The sequence below is a fragment of the Roseateles agri genome (assembly GCF_034043675.1).
In the GTDB taxonomy this organism is placed as follows: Bacteria; Pseudomonadota; Gammaproteobacteria; order Burkholderiales; family Burkholderiaceae_C; genus KK5.
Genome location: NZ_JAXCLA010000006.1, coordinates 216,716 through 236,424, shown reverse-complemented (window position 1 = coordinate 236,424; position 19,709 = coordinate 216,716). Strand labels below are relative to the sequence as shown.

At 67.8% G+C, this 19,709-nt stretch carries 2 protein-coding genes; both read left to right on the top strand.

Annotated elements, in window-relative coordinates; genetic code table 11:
* Positions 1 to 2 precede the first annotated feature (2 nt).
* Complete coding sequence (locus SNE35_RS18985; RefSeq protein WP_320424551.1) at positions 3 to 18,212, top strand: cadherin-like domain-containing protein; 18,210 nt, start codon at positions 3 to 5, stop codon at positions 18,210 to 18,212.
* Complete coding sequence (locus tag SNE35_RS18980) at positions 18,209 to 19,708, top strand: sensor domain-containing diguanylate cyclase (RefSeq protein ID WP_320424550.1); 1,500 nt, start codon at positions 18,209 to 18,211, stop codon at positions 19,706 to 19,708. The genes SNE35_RS18985 and SNE35_RS18980 overlap by 4 nt, the downstream gene beginning before the upstream one ends.
* The last annotated feature ends 1 nt before the right edge of the window (position 19,709 follow it).

The window sequence follows — 19,709 nt, the reverse complement described above, 5'->3', positions numbered from 1 at the left end:
CCATGGGCAAGCGCTCGCAGGATCCGCAGGGCTCGACCTTCCCGAGCGTCGCCACGCTCGAGGATCTCGAACCGCGCATCCTCTTCTCCGCGGACCATCCGGCGGCGCTCGTCGCCGCGACGGTGGCCGACGCCGCGAGCGCCCACGTCCGCACGCTGCAGGCGGCAGCAGCTTCCACGCAGACCTCGGTGCAGACGCCGGCCGTGCAGACGAGCCACGAGATCGTCTTCATCGACTCGCGCGTGCCCGATTCCGACGCCTTGGTGGCCGACATCGCCGCCCAGGCCGCCGCCGGCCGCTCGATCGAGGTGATCCGCATCGGCGCCGACCAGGACGGCATCGACGCCATCACCCAGGCGCTGGCCGGTCGCACCGACGTCAGCGCCATCCACGTGATCGCCCACGGCAGCACCGGCAGCACCCAGCTCGGCGATACCACGCTCGACGAGGATTCGCTGCTGCTGCGCGCCGGCGAGATCGCTGGCTGGGGTCAGGCCTTGACCGCCGATGCCGACCTGCTGCTCTACGGCTGCGACACCGGCGCGGGCAGCGCGGGCCAGGCGCTGGTGCAGGGCCTGGCGCAGCTCACCGGCGCCGACGTCGCCGCCTCCGACGACCTCACCGGCTTCAGCGGCCTGGGCGGCAACTGGACGCTGGAGGTGCAGACCGGCCACATCGAGGCCCAGCTTGCCATCGACCCGCAGATGCAGGCGATCTGGAACAACGTGCTGGCCACCTTCACCGTGACCAGCACCGGCAACACCGGCGCCGGCACCTTGCGCCAGGCCATCCTCGATGCCAACGCCAGTTCGGGCCTGGACACCATCGTCTTCAACATCGCCGGGGGCGGCGTACAGACCATCACCCCGACCACGGCGCTGCCCACGATCACCGATCCCGTCATCATCAACGGCTATACGCAGCCGGGCGCCGCGGCCAACACGGCCAGCACCGGCAGCAACGCCGTCATCAACATCGCGCTCAACGGCACGGGTGCCGGGGCCGGCGCCAATGGCCTGACTTTCGGCGCCGGCAGCGCTGGCAGCACGGTCAGTGGCCTGGCCATCGGCGGTTTCAACGGCGCCGGCATCCTGACCAGCGTGGGCGGGCTCACGGTCACCGGCAACTTCATCGGAACCAATGCCGCAGGCTCGGCCGTCAGCGCCAACACGACCGGCGTCTCGGTGGCCGGCACCGGCACCACCGCCATCGGCACCTCGGCCCTGGCGGACCGCAACCTGATCGCGGGCAACACCAACAACGTGGTGAGCAGCGCCACCGGCACGCTCACGATCCAGGGCAACCTGATCGGCACCAGCGCGGCCGGCACCACGGCCATCGCCGGTGCCACCACGACCGCCGACGTGAGCATCTCCGCCGGCACGGCCAACACGGTGGGCGGCGCCAGCGCGGGCCAGGGCAATGTGATCGCCGGCGGCACCAAGGGCGTGGTCATCACCACCACCGGCACGGTGGCCAGCATCCTCGGCAACACCATCTCGCAGACCACTTCCATCGGCATCGACCTGGGCAACGACGGCAGCACCGCCAACGACACCGGTGATCCGGATGTCGGCCCCAACGCGCTGCAGAACTTCCCGGTCCTGACGGCGGCGCAGACCAGTGCCAGTGGCTACGTGGGAGTGCAGGGCACGCTCAACAGCACGGCCAACACCAGCTACCGCATCGAGTTCTACGCCTCGCCGTCGGGCACCACCTCGCAGGAAGGCCGGGTCTACCTGGGCTTCGCCATCGTCACGACGAACGGTTCGGGCAATGCCACGATCGCGGCCACGCTGTCGGGCTCGACCGTGGCGGTGGGCGCGCTGATCAGCGCCACGGCCACGCGCATCAATGGCAGTTCCACCAGCTACTTCGAGACCTCGGAGTTCTCGGCCTACCGGACCACGACCGCGATGAACACGCAGGTCGTGACCACCACGGCCGATTCCGGCGCCGGCTCGCTGCGCGCCGCCATCACCGCGGCCAACTCGAACTCGACGCCCACGCTGATCAGTTTCAACTTCCCGGCCGCGGTGCAGACCATCACGCTGACCACCTTGCTGCCCACCATCACCAAGCCGGTGATCATCGACGGCACCACCGCCACCGCCAGCGTCGCGGCCAACGGCGGCCGGCCGGCCATCGTGATCAACGTGGGCGGCATCGCCGGCGATGGCTTGCGGCTGGGTGCCGGCTCGGGCGGCTCCACCATCCGCGGGCTGGTGATCCTGAACTACGCATCGAACCAAAGCGCCTCGGCCATCCGGATCGTTGCCGGCTCCGACGGCAACACCATCGCCGGCAACTACCTGGGTGCAGTCGGTGCCGACGGCCTGCAGGCGGCCGTGTCGTCTGGCGACGATGCCGTCTGGGTCCAGAGCAACAACAACATCATTGGCGGCAGCACGGCGGCGGACCGTAACGTGATCGGCCTGGACGGCACGGCGAACGGCTTCTACGCCATCCTGCTCGACGCCGGCAACGGCAACCAGATCCTGGGCAACTACGCGGGCCTGAACGCCAGCGGCACGGCCAGCTTCACGGGCCTGCAGTCCGGCATCTGGCTCAACGGCAGCCCGGCCAACACGCTGATCCAGAACAACGTGGTCTCCGGCGCCGGCGACGCGGGCATCGCCGTCAATACCAGCGGTGGGGGCACGCAGGTGCTGAACAACCGTGTCGGCATCAACGCCGCCGGCACCGGCCTTACCAGCACCACCACGCCGACCGGCATCATCGTCTACGCCACCGGCTCCGGTGCGCAGATCATCGGCAACTGGATCGGCAGCACCACGACCGCCGGCATATCGCTGCAGACCGACGGCATCATCGTGCAGGGCAACCGCATCGGCACTGACCTGGCGGGCACGGCCAACTGGGGCGGCAAGCAGAGCGGCATCCGAATCGACGGCAACAACAACCTGATCGGCGGCACCCTGGCGAGCCAGGCCAACATCATTGCCTTCTCCAACCAGCAGGGCACCACCGCCGACGGCATCAGCGTCTCCACCGGCACCGGCAACGCCATCCTGGGCAACAGCATCTACGGCACGAACACCAACGCGGGATCGCTGGGCATCGACCTCGGCGCCAGCGGCGTGACGCCCAACGACACGGGCGACGCCGACACCGGCGCCAACAACCTGCAGAACTTCCCCGTGCTGACCGTGGTCACCACGAACGGTTCCGGCACCCTCACGGTTACCGGCACGCTCAACAGCACGGCCAGCAGCTTCTTCCGCATCGAGGTGTTCGCCAACACCAGCAACACCGTCAGCGGCTACGGCGAAGGCAAGACCCTCCTGGGCTTCATCAATGTGGCGACGGACGCCTCGGGCAACGCCTCGTTCTCGACACCGTTCAGCGTCGCGGTGGCGGCCGGCACCTACATCTCCGCCACGGCCACCAAGGCCACCGACAACACTTACAGCAGCTTCACCGATACCTCGGAGTTCGCCAAGAGCGCGGTGGTCATCTCTACCGTGCAGAACACGCTGGTGGTGGACACGGCCTCCGACACGGTGGACGGCGACACCACCAGCCTTTCCACCTTGCTGGCCACCAAGGGCTCGGACGGCTTTATCTCGCTGCGCGAAGCGCTGCTTGCCATCAACGGCACGCCCGCCACCAGCCTGCCGACGATCGTCAACTTCGGCATCAGCGGCACCGGCGTGCACACCATCACCCTCGGCTCCGCGCTGCCGACGATCACCCAGGCGGTGATCATCGACGGCACGACCGACGACAGCTTCGCCGCCAACGGCAACAAACCCGCCATCGTCATCAACGTCAACGGCGGCACCAACCGCGACGGCCTGCGCCTGGGCAGCGGTAGCGGCGGCTCGACGATCCGCGGGCTGGTGATCAGCAACGCCACCGGCGCCGCCATCTACCTCGACACCGGCTCCAATGGCAACACCATCGTCGGCAACTACCTCGGCGCGCTGGATTCCAACGGCAGCATCGTCTCGGTTTCTGCCGGCAACTACGTGGTCTACGTGGCCAGCGCCAACAACGTGATCGGCGGTACCACGGCAGCGGATCGCAACGTGATCTCGCCGGGCAGCGCCAACTACGGCCTGCTGCTGTTCGGCGCCACCGCCACCGGTAACCTGATCCAGGGCAACTACATCGGCACCGACGCCGCCGGCACCACCCGCGTCACCGTGGCCGCCAATGCGATTTCGATCCAGTCCGGCGCGGCCAACAACACGATCGGCGGCTCCGCGGCAGGCCAGGGCAATGTGGTCGCCACCGGCGCCGCCCAGGCAATGTTCCTGAGCGGCCAGGGCAGCGGCAACGTGATCCAGGGCAATCGAGTCGGCATCTCCGCCACCGGCACCTTGCTGGGCGGGCAGACCACGGCCATCTTCGTCAGCGCGCCCGGCGGCGTGCAGATCCTGGACAACTGGATCGGCGGCGGCACCGGCAGCGGCATCAGCCTCAGCAGCAGTTCGAACGTGGTACGCGGCAACCGCATCGGCACCGACGTCGCCGGCACGGCCAACTGGGGCATGCAGCAGAACGGCATCGTCGTCGCCGGGTCGAACAACACGATCGGCGGTACCAGCGCGGGCCAGGGCAACACCATCGCCAACGCCAACCAGGCGGCGACGACCTTCGACGGCGTCGCCGTGTCCAGCGGTACCGGCAACGCGATCCTGGGCAACAGCATCTACAGCACCGTGGCCGGCACCAGCGGCTTGGGGCTGGACCTGGGCACCACCGGCGTGACGGCCAACGACACGGGTGACGGCGACACCGGCGCGAACAACCTGCAGAACTTCCCGGTGCTGACGCAGGTCACGACCGACGGCAGCGGCAACGTCACGGTCAGCGGCACCCTCAACAGCACGGCCAGCAGCTTCTACCGCATCGAGGTGTTCGCCAACACGACGAAGACCGCCAATGGCTACGGCGAAGGCAAGACCTTCCTGGGCTTCATCAACGTCACCACCGACGCCTCGGGCAACGCCACCTTCTCCAGCACGCTGAGCGCCACGGTGGCGGCCGGCTCCTACATCACGGCCACCGCCACCGCGAGCGTCGCCGGCTTCGCCAGCTTCACCGACACCTCCGAGTTCTCCGCCACCCTGATGGCGATCTCCACCACGCAGACCACGCTGGTCGTCGATACCAACGCCGACACCGTCAACGGCGACACCAGCAGCATCTACGCGCTGCTCGCCAACAAGGGCTCGGACGGCTTCATCTCGCTGCGCGAAGCGATCACGGCCATCAACAACACGCCGGCCGGCAGCCTGCCCACGCTGGTGAACTTCAACATCGCCGGCAACAGCGTGCACACCATTACGCTGACCGGGGCGCTGCCCACCATCACTGCGCCGGTGGTCATCGACGGCACCACCGACACAGGCAGTGTTACGGCCAATGGCGGCCGGCCCGCCATCGTGCTCAACGGCAACGGCGCCGCCATCGATGGCCTGGTGCTGGGTGCCGGTTCCGGCGGCAGCACCGTCCGCGGCCTGGTGATCACCAACCTGACCGGCAACGGCGTCTACATCCTGTCGGGCTCCAACGGCAACACCGTCGCTGGCAACTACTTCGGCAGCGTGGGGGCCAATGGACTGAGCAACGCCCTCGCAGTGGGCAGCGGTATCCGCGTCGAGGGGGCCAGCAACACCATCGGCGGCACCACGGCGGCCAACCGCAACATCGTGGTGGGCATGAGCGCCGATGCCGTCCGGGTCACAGGAGCGAGTGCAGCCAACAACGTGGTGCAGGGCAACTGGGTCAACGTGCTGCCCGACGGCGTGACCTCGGTGTCCAGCACGGGCGACGGCATCGTCGCCGCCTCGGGGGCCACCAACACACGGATCGGCGGCCTCAACGCCGGCGACGGCAACTGGATCGTGCGCACGGCCTTGAGCGCCGCAGGCGCCACGTCGGCCACCGGCACGCTGATCCAGGGCAATCGCATCGGCACCGACCTGGCCGGCACCGCCAACTGGGGCACGACGTCGGCCGGCGTGTACTTCTCCGGTACGTCCACCGGCTCCATGGTGCAAGGCAACATCATTGCCTTCAGCGGGACCAACGGCGGCATCATGATCGACACCGGTGCCACCGGAGTGGCGCTGCTGCAGAACAGCATCTACAGCAGCGCGGGCCTGGGCATCGACCTGGCCCCGACCGGCGTCACTCCCAACGACACGGGCGACGCCGACCCTGGACCCAACAACCTGCAGAACTTCCCGGTGCTGACCGTGGCAAGCACCAACGGCGCGGGCAGCATCACGATCAGCGGCTCCATCAATAGCACGGCCAACAGCTTCTTCCGCATCGAGCTGTTCGCCAACACCAGCAACGACGCCAGCGGCTACGGCGAAGGCCAGACCTACCTGGGCTTCGTCAACGTGAGCACCAACGCCAGCGGCAATGGCACCTTCTCGGTCACGCTGAGTGCCACCGTGGCGGCGGGTGCCTTCATCTCGGCCACGGCCACCAAGACCACCGACAACACCTACAGCAGCTTCACCGACACCTCGGAATTCGCCAAGAGCGTGGTGGCCATCTCCACCGTGCAGAACACGCTGATCGTGGACACGAACGCCGACACGGTGGACGGCGACACCACCAGCCTCTCCACCTTGCTGGCCAGCAAGGGCGCGGACGGCTTCATCTCGCTGCGCGAGGCGATCCTCGCGATCAACAACACGCCGGTCGGCAGCCTGCCCACGAAGATCAACTTCGGCATCGCCGGCACCGGCGTGCACACGATCACGCTGGGCGCGGAGCTGCCGCACATCACCGCGCCGGTGATCCTCGACGGCACGACCGACGACAGCTTCGCGGCCAACGGCAACCGGCCGGCCATCGTGCTGCTGGGCAATGGCAGCGGTGGTAGCTGGACCGGCCTGAACCTCGATACCGGCAGCGCCGGCAGCACCATCCGCGGCCTGGTGATCCAGGGCTTCGACACCGGCATCTACATCGCTTCGGCCAACAACACGATCGCCGGCAACTACGTCGGGCAGCTGGGCACGGACGGCAGCCTCTCGGGCAGCGCCTCCAACGCCTACGGCATCATCGTGCGCAGCTCAGGCAACACCATCGGCGGCGTGGTTGCGGCAGATCGCAATGTGATCAGCGGCAATGGCAGCTCCAACATCACGCTGGACGATGCGGCATCCACCGGCAACCGCATCATCGGCAACTACATCGGCACGAACGCGTCGGGCGTGGCCAGTGGCGGCGGCGGTTTCTACGGCATCTGGCTCGCCGGAGGCGCGGCCAACAACCAGATCGGCGGCACCGCAGCCGGCGCGGGCAACCTGATCGCCGGCAACACCGGCCGGGGCGTCTTCGTCGACAGCACCGCGGGCGCGGGCAACGCGATCCTCAGCAACACCATCTATTCGAACAGCGGGCTGGGCATCGACCTGGGCGGCGCGGGCGTGACGCCCAATGATCCTGGCGACGTCGATGGCCTGCAAAACTTCCCGGTGCTCACCGACGTGCGCACCAACGGCGCGGGCAACGTCACGGTCACGGGCAGCATCAACAGCACGGCCAACACCTACATCCGCATCGAGGTCTACGCCAACACCAGCAACGATCCCAGCGGCCACGGCGAGGGCCAGACCTTGCTGGGCTTCATCAACGTCCTGACCGACGCTTCGGGCAACGCGAGCTTCTCGCAGACGCTGAACGCCACGCTGGCGGCGGGTGCCTTCATCTCGGCCACAGCCACGCGCGCCACCGACAGCAGCTACACGAGCTTCGGCTCCACCTCGGAGTTCGCCGGCAACGTGGTGGCGATCTCGACCGTGCAGAACACGTTGATCGTGGACACGGCGGACGACACGGTGGACGGCGACGTCACCAGCATCTCCACCTTGCTGGCCAGCAAGGGCGCGGACGGCCGCATCTCGCTGCGCGAGGCCATCGAGGCGATCAACAACACGAACAACGCCGGCCTGCCGACGAAGATCAACTTCGGCATCCCCGGCACCGGCCTGCATACGATTTCGCTGTCGGGGAGCAACCTCTCCATCACCGCCCCGGTGATCATCGACGGCACGACCGACGACAGCTTCGCCGCCAACGGCAACCAGCCGGCGATTCAACTCGATGGCGGCGGCGCCGTCGAGAGCGGCCTGGTGCTGAGCGCAGGCTCCAGCGGCAGCACCATCCGCGGCTTGGCGCTCACGGGCTTCTACTACTCCGGCATCTACATCGAGCCGGGCTCCAGCAACAACACCATCGTCGGCAATTACCTGGGCACGATCGGCGCGGGTGGGCAGATCGTCAGCAGCACGGTGCTGAACGCGATCTGGGTCGACAACTCCAGCAACAACCAGATCGGCGGCAGCACGGCGGCCGACCGCAACGTGATCATCGGCGTGCCGCAGAACGCCGTCCTGATCGACGGAGCGGGCTCGGTCGGCAATGTGGTGCAGGGCAACTACATCGGCGTGATGCCGGACGGCCTGACCTCTGTGAGCAGCACCGGCCAAGGCATCCTGGTGTCGAACGGCGCCAGTAACACGCAGATCGGGGGGCTGGGTGCCGGCGAGGGCAACTGGATCGCTCGTACCGACTTCAGCGCCATCGGCATCGTCGCTGCCTCGAACAACCGTGTGCAGGGCAATCGCATCGGTACGGACGCCACCGGCACGGCCAACTGGGGCGTGAGCCAGGCGGCGGGCATGTTCCTGGACACTGGCGCCAGCGACAACCTGATCCAGGGCAATGTGGTGGCCTTCAGCGGCGCCAACGGAGGCATCCTGCTGACCACGGGCGCGGGTGCAGGCAACGCCATCCTCAGCAACCTGATCTACGGCAATGCCGGCCTGGGCATCGACCTTGGCTTCGATGGCGTGACGCCCAACGACCCGGGCGATGTGGACACCGGCCCGAACAACCTGCAGAACTTCCCAGTGCTCACCTCGGTGGCCTATGCGGGCAACCAGTTCACCATCACCGGCACGCTGAACAGCGAGGCCAACAAGACCTACCGCATCGAGTTCTTCGGCATCCCCTACGGCAGCGACGACAGCAGCGGCCACGGCGAGGGCAATGTCTACCTCGGCTTCGTCGAGGTCACCACCGACGGCAGCGGCAATGCCGTCATCAACGCCGTGCTGGCCGCCAACGGGCTGGCCTATGGCGCCTACGTCACGGCAACGGCGACCGAGAAGACCGGCGCCAGCAGCTACGGCTCGACCTCGGAGTTCGGTGCCAACGTGCAGACCGTGAACTCGGCGCCCGTGGTGACCGTGCCGAGCGGCGCCTCCTATACCGAAAACGCCAGCGGCGTGGCGATCGCCCCCGGCGGCACGGCGGTGGACACCGAACTCGCGGCCGCCGGCAACTACGCCGGCGCCACGCTCACCCTGCAGCGCAACGGCGGCGCGAACGCGCAGGACATCTTCGGCAACAGCGGCCTGCTGGGCACGCTGACCGAAGGCGGCAACCTGGTCTACAACGGTGTCACGGTGGGCAGCGTCACCACCAACAGCGGCGGCAGCCTGCTGCTCACCTTCAATGCCAATGCCACACAGGCCGCGGTCAACGGCGTCATTGCCGCCATCACCTACCGCAACAGCAGCGACGCCCCGCCGGCCTCCGTGCAACTGGACTGGAGCTTCAACGACGGCAATACCGGCGCCCAGGGCTCCGGCGGCGCGCTGGCCGGCACGGCCAGCACCACGGTGACGATCACCTCGGTCAACGATGCGCCGAGCGGCGCGGACAAGACCGTGACGACGCTGGAAGACACGGCGTACACGTTCTCGGCTTCTGACTTCGGCTTCAGCGACGTGGACGGCAACAGCCTGCTGGCCGTGAAGATCACGACCATCCCGGGCGCGGGCACCCTGACCCTGAACGGCGTTGCGGTCACGGCAGGTCAGTCGGTCAGCGCGGCCAACATCGCGGCCGGCAACCTGAAGTTCACGCCGGCCGCGAACGCCAACGGCGCGGGCTACGCGAGCTTCACCTTCCAGGTCCAGGACAACGGCGGCACGGCCAATGGCGGCGTCGACACCGATCCCACGCCACGCACGATGACGGTCAACGTCACCTCGGTCAACGATGCGCCGAGCGGCGCGAACAAGACTGTGACGACGCTGGAAGACTCGACCTACACCTTCAGCGCCTCGGACTTCGGTTTCAGCGACGTGGACGGCAACGCCTTGCTGGCCGTGAAGATCACGACGATCCCTGGTGCCGGCAGCCTGACCCTGAACGGTGTGGCGGTTACTGCAGGTCAGACGGTCGCCTTGGCCGACATCACCGCGGGCAAACTGAAGTTCACACCAGCGGCCAACGGCAACGGTTCCGGCTACGCGAGCTTTACCTTCCAGGTGCAGGACGATGGTGGCACAGCCAACGGCGGCGTCGACACCGATCCCACGCCGCGGACGATGACGATCAACGTCACCTCGGTCAACGACGCACCGAGCGGCGCGAACAAGACCGTGACGACTCTCGAAGACACGGCCTACACGTTCAGCGCCTCGGACTTCGATTTCAGCGATGTGGACGGCAATGCCTTGCTGGCCGTGAAGATCACGACCATCCCGGGCGCGGGAAGCCTGACCCTGAACGGTGTCGCAGTCACCGCAGGCCAGGCGATTGCTCTGGCGGACATCACCGCGGGCAACTTGAAGTTCACCCCGGCTGCGAATGCCAATGGCACCGGCTACGCGAGCTTCACCTTCCAGGTCCAAGATGACGGTGGCACGGCGAACGGTGGCATCGACACGGATCCAACGCCGCGCACGATAACGGTCAACGTCACCTCGGTGAACGACGCACCGAGCGGTGCGAACAAGACGGTCACGACGCTGGAAGACACGGCCTATATCTTCGCTGCGTCTGACTTCGGCTTCAGCGACGCGGACGGTAACGCCTTGCTGGCCGTGAAGATCACGACGGTGCCCGGCGCCGGCAGCCTGACCTTGAACGGCGTGGCCGTCACGGCGGGGCAGGCTGTTGCGGTCGCAGACATCACCGCGGGCAACCTCAAGTTCACACCCGCGGCCAACGCCAACGGCGCGGGCTACGCGAGCTTCACCTTCCAGGTGCAGGACGATGGCGGCACGGCCAATGGTGGCGTCGACACCGACCCGACGCCGCGGACGATGACCGTCAATGTCACTTCGGTCAACGACGCGCCGAGCGGTGCGAACAACACGGTCACGACCAACGAGGACACGGCCTACGTCTTCACCGTCGCGGACTTCGGGTTCACCGACGTGGACGGCAACGCCTTGCTGGCTGTGAAGATCACGACGATCCCGGGCGCCGGCAGCCTGACCTTGAACGGCGTGGCCGTCACGGCGGGCCAGGCCATTACGGCGGCCGATATCACGGCGGGCAAGCTGCAGTTCACGCCGGCGGCCAATGCCAACGGTACCAGCTACACGAGCTTCACCTTCCAGGTGCAGGACGACGGCGGCACGGCGAACGGTGGCGTCGACACCGATCCGACGCCGCGCACGATGACGGTGAACGTCACGTCGGTCAATGACGCACCGAGCGGCGCGAACAAGACGGTGACGACCCTCGAAGACACGGCCTACACCTTCTCGACCTCCGACTTCGGCTTCAGCGATGTCGATGGCAACGCGCTGTTGGCCGTGAAGATCACGACGATTCCCGGCGCTGGAAGCCTGACCCTGAACGGCGTGGCTGTGACGGCGGGGCAGACCGTCACCGCGGCTGACATCGCTGCGGGCAACCTGAAGTTCACGCCCGCCGCGAATGCCAATGGCACCGGCTACGCAAGTTTCACCTTCCAGGTGCAAGACGATGGCGGCACGGCCAACGGCGGTATCGATACCGACCCGACGCCGCGGACGATGACGATCAACGTCACCTCAGTGAACGACGCGCCGAGCGGGGCGAACAAGACGGTCACGACCCTCGAAGACACGGCCTACGTCTTTACCGCAGCAGACTTCGGCTTCAGCGACGTGGACGGTAATGCCTTACTGGCTGTGAAGATCACGACCATCCCGGGCGCTGGAATCCTGACCCTGAACGGTGTCGCAGTCACCGCAGGCCAGGCGATCGCTCTGGCGGACATCACCGCCGGCAACTTGAAGTTCACGCCGGCCGCGAATGCCAATGGCACCGGCTATGCGAGCTTCACCTTCCAGGTCCAGGACGACGGTGGCACCGCCAACGGTGGTATCGACACCGACCCCACGCCGCGGACGATGACCATCAACGTCACTTCGGTGAACGACGCGCCGAGCGGCACCAACAAGACGGTGACGACGCTCGAAGACACGGCCTACACCTTCACTGCAGCGGACTTCGGCTTCAACGATGTAGACGGCAACGCGCTGCTGGCTGTGAAGGTCTCCACGCTGCCGGGTGCAGGCAGTCTCACCTTGAACGGCGTGGCCGTCACTGCAGGCCAGTCGATCAGCGTCGCCGACATCACGGCGGGCAACCTGAAGTTCACACCCGCGGCCAATGCCAATGGCACCGGCTACACGAGCTTCACCTTCCAGGTGCAGGACGATGGCGGCACAGCCAATGGCGGTATCGACACCGATCCCACGCCGCGGACGATGACGATCAACGTCACCTCGGTGAACGACGCGCCGAGTGGCACGAACAACACGGTCACGACGCTGGAAGACACGGCGTACACCTTCTCGGCGTCTGACTTCGGCTTCAGCGACGTGGACGGCAACGCGCTGTTGGCTGTGAAGATCACGACGATCCCCGGCGCTGGAAGTCTGACCTTGAACGGCGTGTCCGTGACAGCGGGGCAGGCCATCACCACGGCCGACATCGCTGCTGGGAACCTGAAGTTCACGCCGGCCGCGAATGCCAACGGCAGCGGCTATGCGAGCTTCACGTTCCAGGTGCAGGACGACGGCGGCACGGCCAACGGTGACATCGATACCGACCCGACACCACGGACGATGACGGTCAACGTGACCTCGGTGAACGATGCGCCGACGGGCACGAACAAGACCGTCACCACGCTCGAAGACACGGCCTACACCTTCAGCGCTGCGGACTTCGGTTTCAGCGATACGGACGGCAATGCGCTCCTGGCCGTGAAGATCACGACGCTGCCCGGTGCGGGCGCCGTCACCTTGAACGGCGTGGCCGTCGCGGCGGGGCAGGCGATCAGCGTTGCCGATATCACGGCGGGCAGCCTGAAATTCACACCGGCGGCCAACGCCAACGGTACAGGCTACACGAGCTTCACCTTCCAGGTGCAGGACGACGGCGGTACAGCCAACGGCGGTGTCGACACCGACCCGACGCCGCGCACGATGACGATCAACGTCACCGCGGTCAACGATGCACCGAGCGGCACGAACAACACGGTCACGACCTTGGAGGACACCGCCTACGTCTTCAGCGCGGCCGACTTCGGCTTCAACGACGTGGACGGCAACGCGCTGCTGGCCGTGAAGATCACGACCATCCCCGGCGCGGGCAACCTCACCTTGAACGGCGTGGCCGTCACCGCAGGGCAGGCCATCACGGTCGCCGACATCACTGCAGGCAAGCTGCAGTTCACACCCGCGGTCAACGCCAACGGCACGGGCTACGCGAGCTTCACGTTCCAGGTCCAGGATGACGGCGGTACGGCCAACGGCGGCGTCGACACCGACCCGACGCCGCGCACGATGACCATCGACGTCACCTCGGTCAACGATGCGCCGACGGGCGCCAGCCGGACGGTGGCGACGCAGCAGAACACGGCGCATGTCTTCAGCGTGGCGGACTTCGGCTTCAGCGACGTGGACGGCAACGCGCTGCTGGCCGTGAAGATCACGACGCTGCCCGCCGCTGGCAGCCTCACCTTGAACGGCGTGGCGGTCACCGCGGGGCAATCGATCAGCGCCGCGAACATCGCTGCCGGCGACCTGGTGTTCACGCCCGCGCTCAATGCCAGCGGCACGGGCTATGCGAGCTTCACCTTCCAGGTGCAGGACGATGGCGGTACGGCCAACGGCGGCGTGGACACCGACCCGACGCCGCGCACGATGACGATCAACGTCACCCTGGTCAACAGCGCGCCGAGCGGCACGAGCAACACGGTCACGACCGACGAGGACACGGCCTACGTCTTCAGCGCTGCCGACTTCGGCTTCAGCGACTTCGACGGCAACGACCTGCTGGCCGTGAAGATCACGACGGTGCCCGGTGCCGGCAGCCTCACCTTGAACGGCGTCACGGTCACCGCAGGGCAGTTCGTCAGCGCCGCCGACCTTGCCGCGGGCAAGCTGCAGTTCACGCCGGCAGCCAATGCCAACGGCGCGGGTTACGCGAGCTTCACCTTCCAGGTGCAGGACGATGGCGGCACGGCCAATGGCGGCGTGGATACCGACCCGACCCCGCGCACGATGACGCTGGACGTCACCTCGGTCAACGATGCGCCGAGCGGCACGAACAAGACCGTCACCACGCTGGAGGACACGGCCTATACCTTCACCGTGGCGGACTTCGGCTTCAGCGACGTGGACGGCAACGCGCTGCTGGCCGTGAAGATCATGTCGATCCCGGGCGTGGGCAGCTTGAGCCTCAACGGCGTGGCGGTCACGGCCGGGCAGGCCATCACCGCGGCCGACATCGCCGCGGGCAAGCTGCAGTTCACACCGGCCGCGAACGCCAACGGCACGGGCTATTCGAGCTTCACCTTCCAGGTGCAGGACGATGGCGGCACGGCCAACGGCGGTGTCGACACCGACCCGACGCCGCGCACGATGACGGTTAACGTCACCTCGGTCAACGATGCGCCGAGCGGTGCCAGCAAGACCATCACGACCAACGAGGACACGGCGTACACCTTCACCGCTGCGGACTTCGGCTTCAGCGATGCCGACGGCAACGCCTTGCTGGCCGTGAAAATCACGACCGCGCCCGGTGCCGGCAGCCTGACCCTGAACGGCGTGGCGGTGAGCGCGGGCCATATGGTCAGCGCGGCGGACATCGCCGCCGGCAAGCTGCAGTTCACGCCGGCGGCCAATGCCAACGGCGCCGGCTATGCGAGCTTCACCTTCCAGGTGCAGGACGACGGCGGCACGGCCAACGGCGGTGTCGACACCGATCCGACACCGCGCACGATCACCATCAACGTCACTTCGGTGAACGATGCGCCGAGCGGCACGAACAAGACCGTCACCACGCTCGAAGACACGGCCTACACCTTCACCGCCGCCGACTTCGGCTTCAGCGATGTGGACGGCAACGGCTTGCTGGCCGTCAGGATCACGACGGCCCCCGGCGCCGGCAGCCTGACCCTGAACGGCGTGGCAGTGACCTCCGGCCAGATGGTCAGCGTGGCGGACATCGCTGCGGGCAACTTGAAGTTCACACCGGCGGCCAACGCCAACGGTGCGGGTTACGCCAGCTTCACGTTCCAGGTGCAGGATGACGGCGGCACAGCGAACGGCGGCATCGCCACCGACCCGACGCCGCGCACGATGACCGTCAACGTCACCGCCGTCAACGACGCACCGAGCGGTACCAGCAAGACCATCACGACCAACGAGGACACGGCCTACGTCTTCACCACGGCCGACTTCGGCTTCAGCGACGTCGACGGCAATGCCTTGCTGGCCGTCAAGATCACGACGGTGCCCGGCGCCGGTAGCCTGACCTTGAACGGCGTTGCCGTCACCGCGGGCCAGATGGTCAGCGCAGCAGACATCGTCGCCGGCAACCTGAAGTTCACGCCCACGATCAATGCCAACGGCGCCGGCTACGCGAGCTTCGGCTTCCAGTTGCAGGACGACGGCGGCACGGCCAATGGTGGCGTGGACACCGACCCGACGCCGCGCACGATCACCATCAACGTCACCTCGGTCAACGATGCACCCAGCGGCACGAGCAAGACGGTGACGACCAACGAGAACGCGGCCTACACCTTCATCGCCGACGACTTCGGCTTCGGCGATGCCGACGGAAATGCGCTGCTGGCCGTGAAGATCACGACCGTGCCTGGTGCCGGCAGCCTGAGCCTGAACGGCGTCGCGGTGACGGCGGGCCAGGTGATTAGCCTCGCCGACATCACGGCCGGCAATCTGAAGTTCACGCCCGCGCCCAATGCCAACGGCGCGGTCTACGCGAGCTTCACCTTCCAGGTGCAGGACGATGGCGGCACGGCCAACGGCGGCGTCGACGTCGACCCCACTCCGCGCACGATGACGATCAACGTCACGGCGGTCAACAACGCCCCGTCCGGCACCGACAAGACCGTCAGCACCAACGAGGACACGGCCTACACCTTCAGCGCCGCGGACTTCGGCTACACCGACGTCGACGTGGGCGACATGCTCGGCGCGGTGCGCATCGACACCTTGCCCGCCGCGGGCAGCCTGACCCTGTCGGGCGTGGCCGTGACGGCCGGGCAGGTCATCGCGGCTGCGGACATCGGCAATCTGGTGTTCACGCCGGCGCCTGATGCCAACGGCACCGGCTACGCGAGCTTCACGTTCAGCGTGCGCGATTCGTCCGGCGCCTACGACAGCTCGCCGAAGCGGCTCACCATCAACGTCGTCGCGGTCGACGATGCGCCGACCGGCACGAACGGCACTGTCGTCACCAGCGAAGGCAGCTCGCACACCTTCAGCGCCGCCGACTTCGGCTTCAGCGGCGCCGCGGCCGGCGACACCTTGAGCGCCGTGCGCATCGACACCTTGCCGGCGGCCGGCGTGCTGAGCCTGGGCGGCACGGCCGTCGTGGCCGGGCAGGTCATCAGCGCAGCCGACATCGGCCAACTCACCTTCACCCCGGCGGCCGACGGTAGCGGTGTGCACTACGCGAGCTTCGCCTTCAGCGTGCGCGACCAGGCCGGCCACTATGCAGCGACGCCCAGCACGATCACGGTCGACGTCATGGCCGTCGACGACGGCCCGCACATCACCAGCCCCGGCTCGGTCTCCGTGGCCGAAAACAATCGCCCGGTCACGACGATCGCCGTGAGCGACCCGGACACGCCGGCCGCGTCTCTCGTCTTCTCGATCGCCGGCGGCGCGGATGCCGCGCTGTTCACGATCGATCCGGCGACCGGTGCGCTGAGCTTCATCAACCCGCCCGACTACGAGCACCCGCAGGACTCGCGGGGCCAGAACACCTATGCGGTGACGGTGCAGGTGAGCGACGGCAAGTCGACCGTGCGCCAGGACCTGACCGTGGCTGTGCTCAACGTCAACGACAACCCGCCGGTGATCCACAGCAACGGCGGCGGCGCGACGGCGGTGGTCGGCACGACGGCCGGTCAGCAGGACGTCACCGTCATCGCCGCCACTGATCCCGATGGATCGCTGGATGGCCTGAGCTACGGAATCGTCGGTGGCGCGGATGCGGGCCTGTTCCGCATCGACCCGCAGACCGGCCAGCTCGTGTTCGTGAAGCCGCCGGCCTACCAGCCCGGCGGCAGCAATACCTACCAGGTCACCGTCGCGGTCAGCGACGGCACTTTCGTCCAGCAGCAGTCGCTGGAGATCGTGGTCGGCCCCGGCTCGCCCCAGACGCCGATCGCGCAGACGCCGCTGCCCACCGTGCATCAGCAGCCCGCACCGGAAACAGGAACGCCCAGCTCCGTGCCTATCGAAATTTCTCTCCCGTCGGATAGCACCGGCTCCGGCAGCGGCCCGACCGGGCTTCAGCCCTGGGCCCCTCATGGCTGGCCAACGGCCGATGGAAGTGCTCCGGGCGATGCCGGTTCATGGCGCGGCCCGGGCAGCCTGCGCTTGTCCAGCTTCGAACTCAACGCGCGCACGGCGGCGGTGCGCCTGAGCGAACTGGGCCCCGTGCGGCTGACGCCCTTGCAGGCCTATCTCGCAGCCCTGGCTGCGGAGGACGATCCGGGCCGCGGGTCGTCGGGCCTGCATGCCTCTCCGTCGGTGGATCTGCCGGAGGGCGAGGCGGACATCGCCTTGAACGCCGCGCTCTTGACCAGCCTGGCCACGGCAGCCGGCCTGCTGATCTGGGCCAGCCGCAGCGGCGCGCTGATCACGAGCCTGCTGATGGCTGCGCCGGCCTGGCGCTCCTATGACCTGCTGCCGATCCTGCACAAGCGGAAGAAGAAGGGTGACGAACTCGCGGCGCGCGACAGCCAGGACGACGACGATCCCGATGACGACTCGTCGAGCGGGCCCGAGTCCACCGGCCCGCGAGGCCCCGATGCGCCGCCGGACGACGCCGCGGCGGCGAAGCGCCCCGGCCAGCCCCAACTGGCCGAGGAGGGCGCGCCATGATGCCGCGCCTGCGTTTCTCGCTCAGCCCCGCCTCGCGGGTGGCGATCGGGCTCGTCTCGTTGATGCTGACCCTGCTGCTGATGGCCGACGTGGTGACCGGCGTGCTGCCCAGCCGGCTCGGCGAGGCCAAGCGTGCGCGCGAGGCGACCGCCCAGCTGCTGGCGACCCGCCTGACGACGGCGCTCAATGCCGGCCGGGCCGAGCAGGTCGGCACGTTGATGGCTTCCGCGATGACGCCGGAATCCGCGCTGCAGGGCGGCGCGCTCTTCACGGCCGACGGGCGCCTGCTGGCCCAGCGCGGCAACCACCCCAAGGGCTGGACGCTGGCACCGGCGGAGCCCTCGACGCTCGACAACATCCGCGTGCCCATCATCGCGGACGAGCGGCCCTGGGGCGAGCTGCAGCTGGTGTTCGCGCCGGCCCTGCCGCTGTCGCTGGGCTACTGGCTGCGCGATCCGCTGGTGCAGGCCATCATCTTCGTCACCGTGTTCGCCTTCATCGCTTTCCACCTGTACCTGCGGCGGATGATGCGCTACATGGACCCGAACGCCGCCGTGCCGGAGCGGGTGCGCACGGCCTTCGACACGCTCAGCGAAGGCGTGCTGGTGCTGGACCCCGAGGGCTCCATCATGCTGGCCAACAGGGCCTTCAAGAACATGCTGCCGCCCGGCGTCGGCGCGCTGACGGGGCTCAACGCCTCGTCCTTGGACTGGCTCGTCAACGGCCTGCCGGCGAAGTCCGAACTGCCCTGGACCGAGGCCATGCGCAGCAAGGCGCCGCAGCTCGGGTTGCCGCTGCGCGTGCAGGGCCCGAACGGTGCGAACCTCGACCTGGTGATGAACTGCTCGCCGATCGACGATGGCCGCGGGCGCGTGCGCGGCTGCCTGGCCACCTTCTCCGACGTGACCGAGCTGCACGAGCGCACCGAGGGCCTGCGCGTGGCGCTGGAGGCCCTGAGCGCCTCGCAGCGCGAGATCGAGCAGAAGAACGAGGAGCTGACGCTGCAGGCCACGCGCGATCCGCTGACCGGTTGCCTGAACCGGCGCGCCCTGATGGACCTGGCGGACAAGCGCGTCGCCGAGGCCACGCGGGACGCCACGCCGCTGTGCTGCATCATGTGCGACATCGACCACTTCAAGTCGATCAACGACCAGTTCGGCCATGCGCTGGGCGACCGGGTCATCCAGGCCTCCGTCCGCTCGCTGAACAGCGGCCTGCGCGGCGACGACCTGCTGGGCCGCTACGGCGGCGAGGAGTTCTGCATCCTGCTGCCGCGCACCTCGCTGGAGCAGGCCTTCGAGGTGGCCGAGCGGCTGCGGCACGAGGTCGACACCCACGTCGGCATCGCCCTGCGCCAGCCGGCCCGGCCGAAGGTGACGATGAGCTTCGGCGTGGCCCTGTGGGCGCCCGGCATGGATGGGCCCGCCGCATTGATCGACCTCGCCGACCAGGCGCTCTACCGCTCCAAGCAAGGCGGGCGCAATCGGGTCAGCTGAG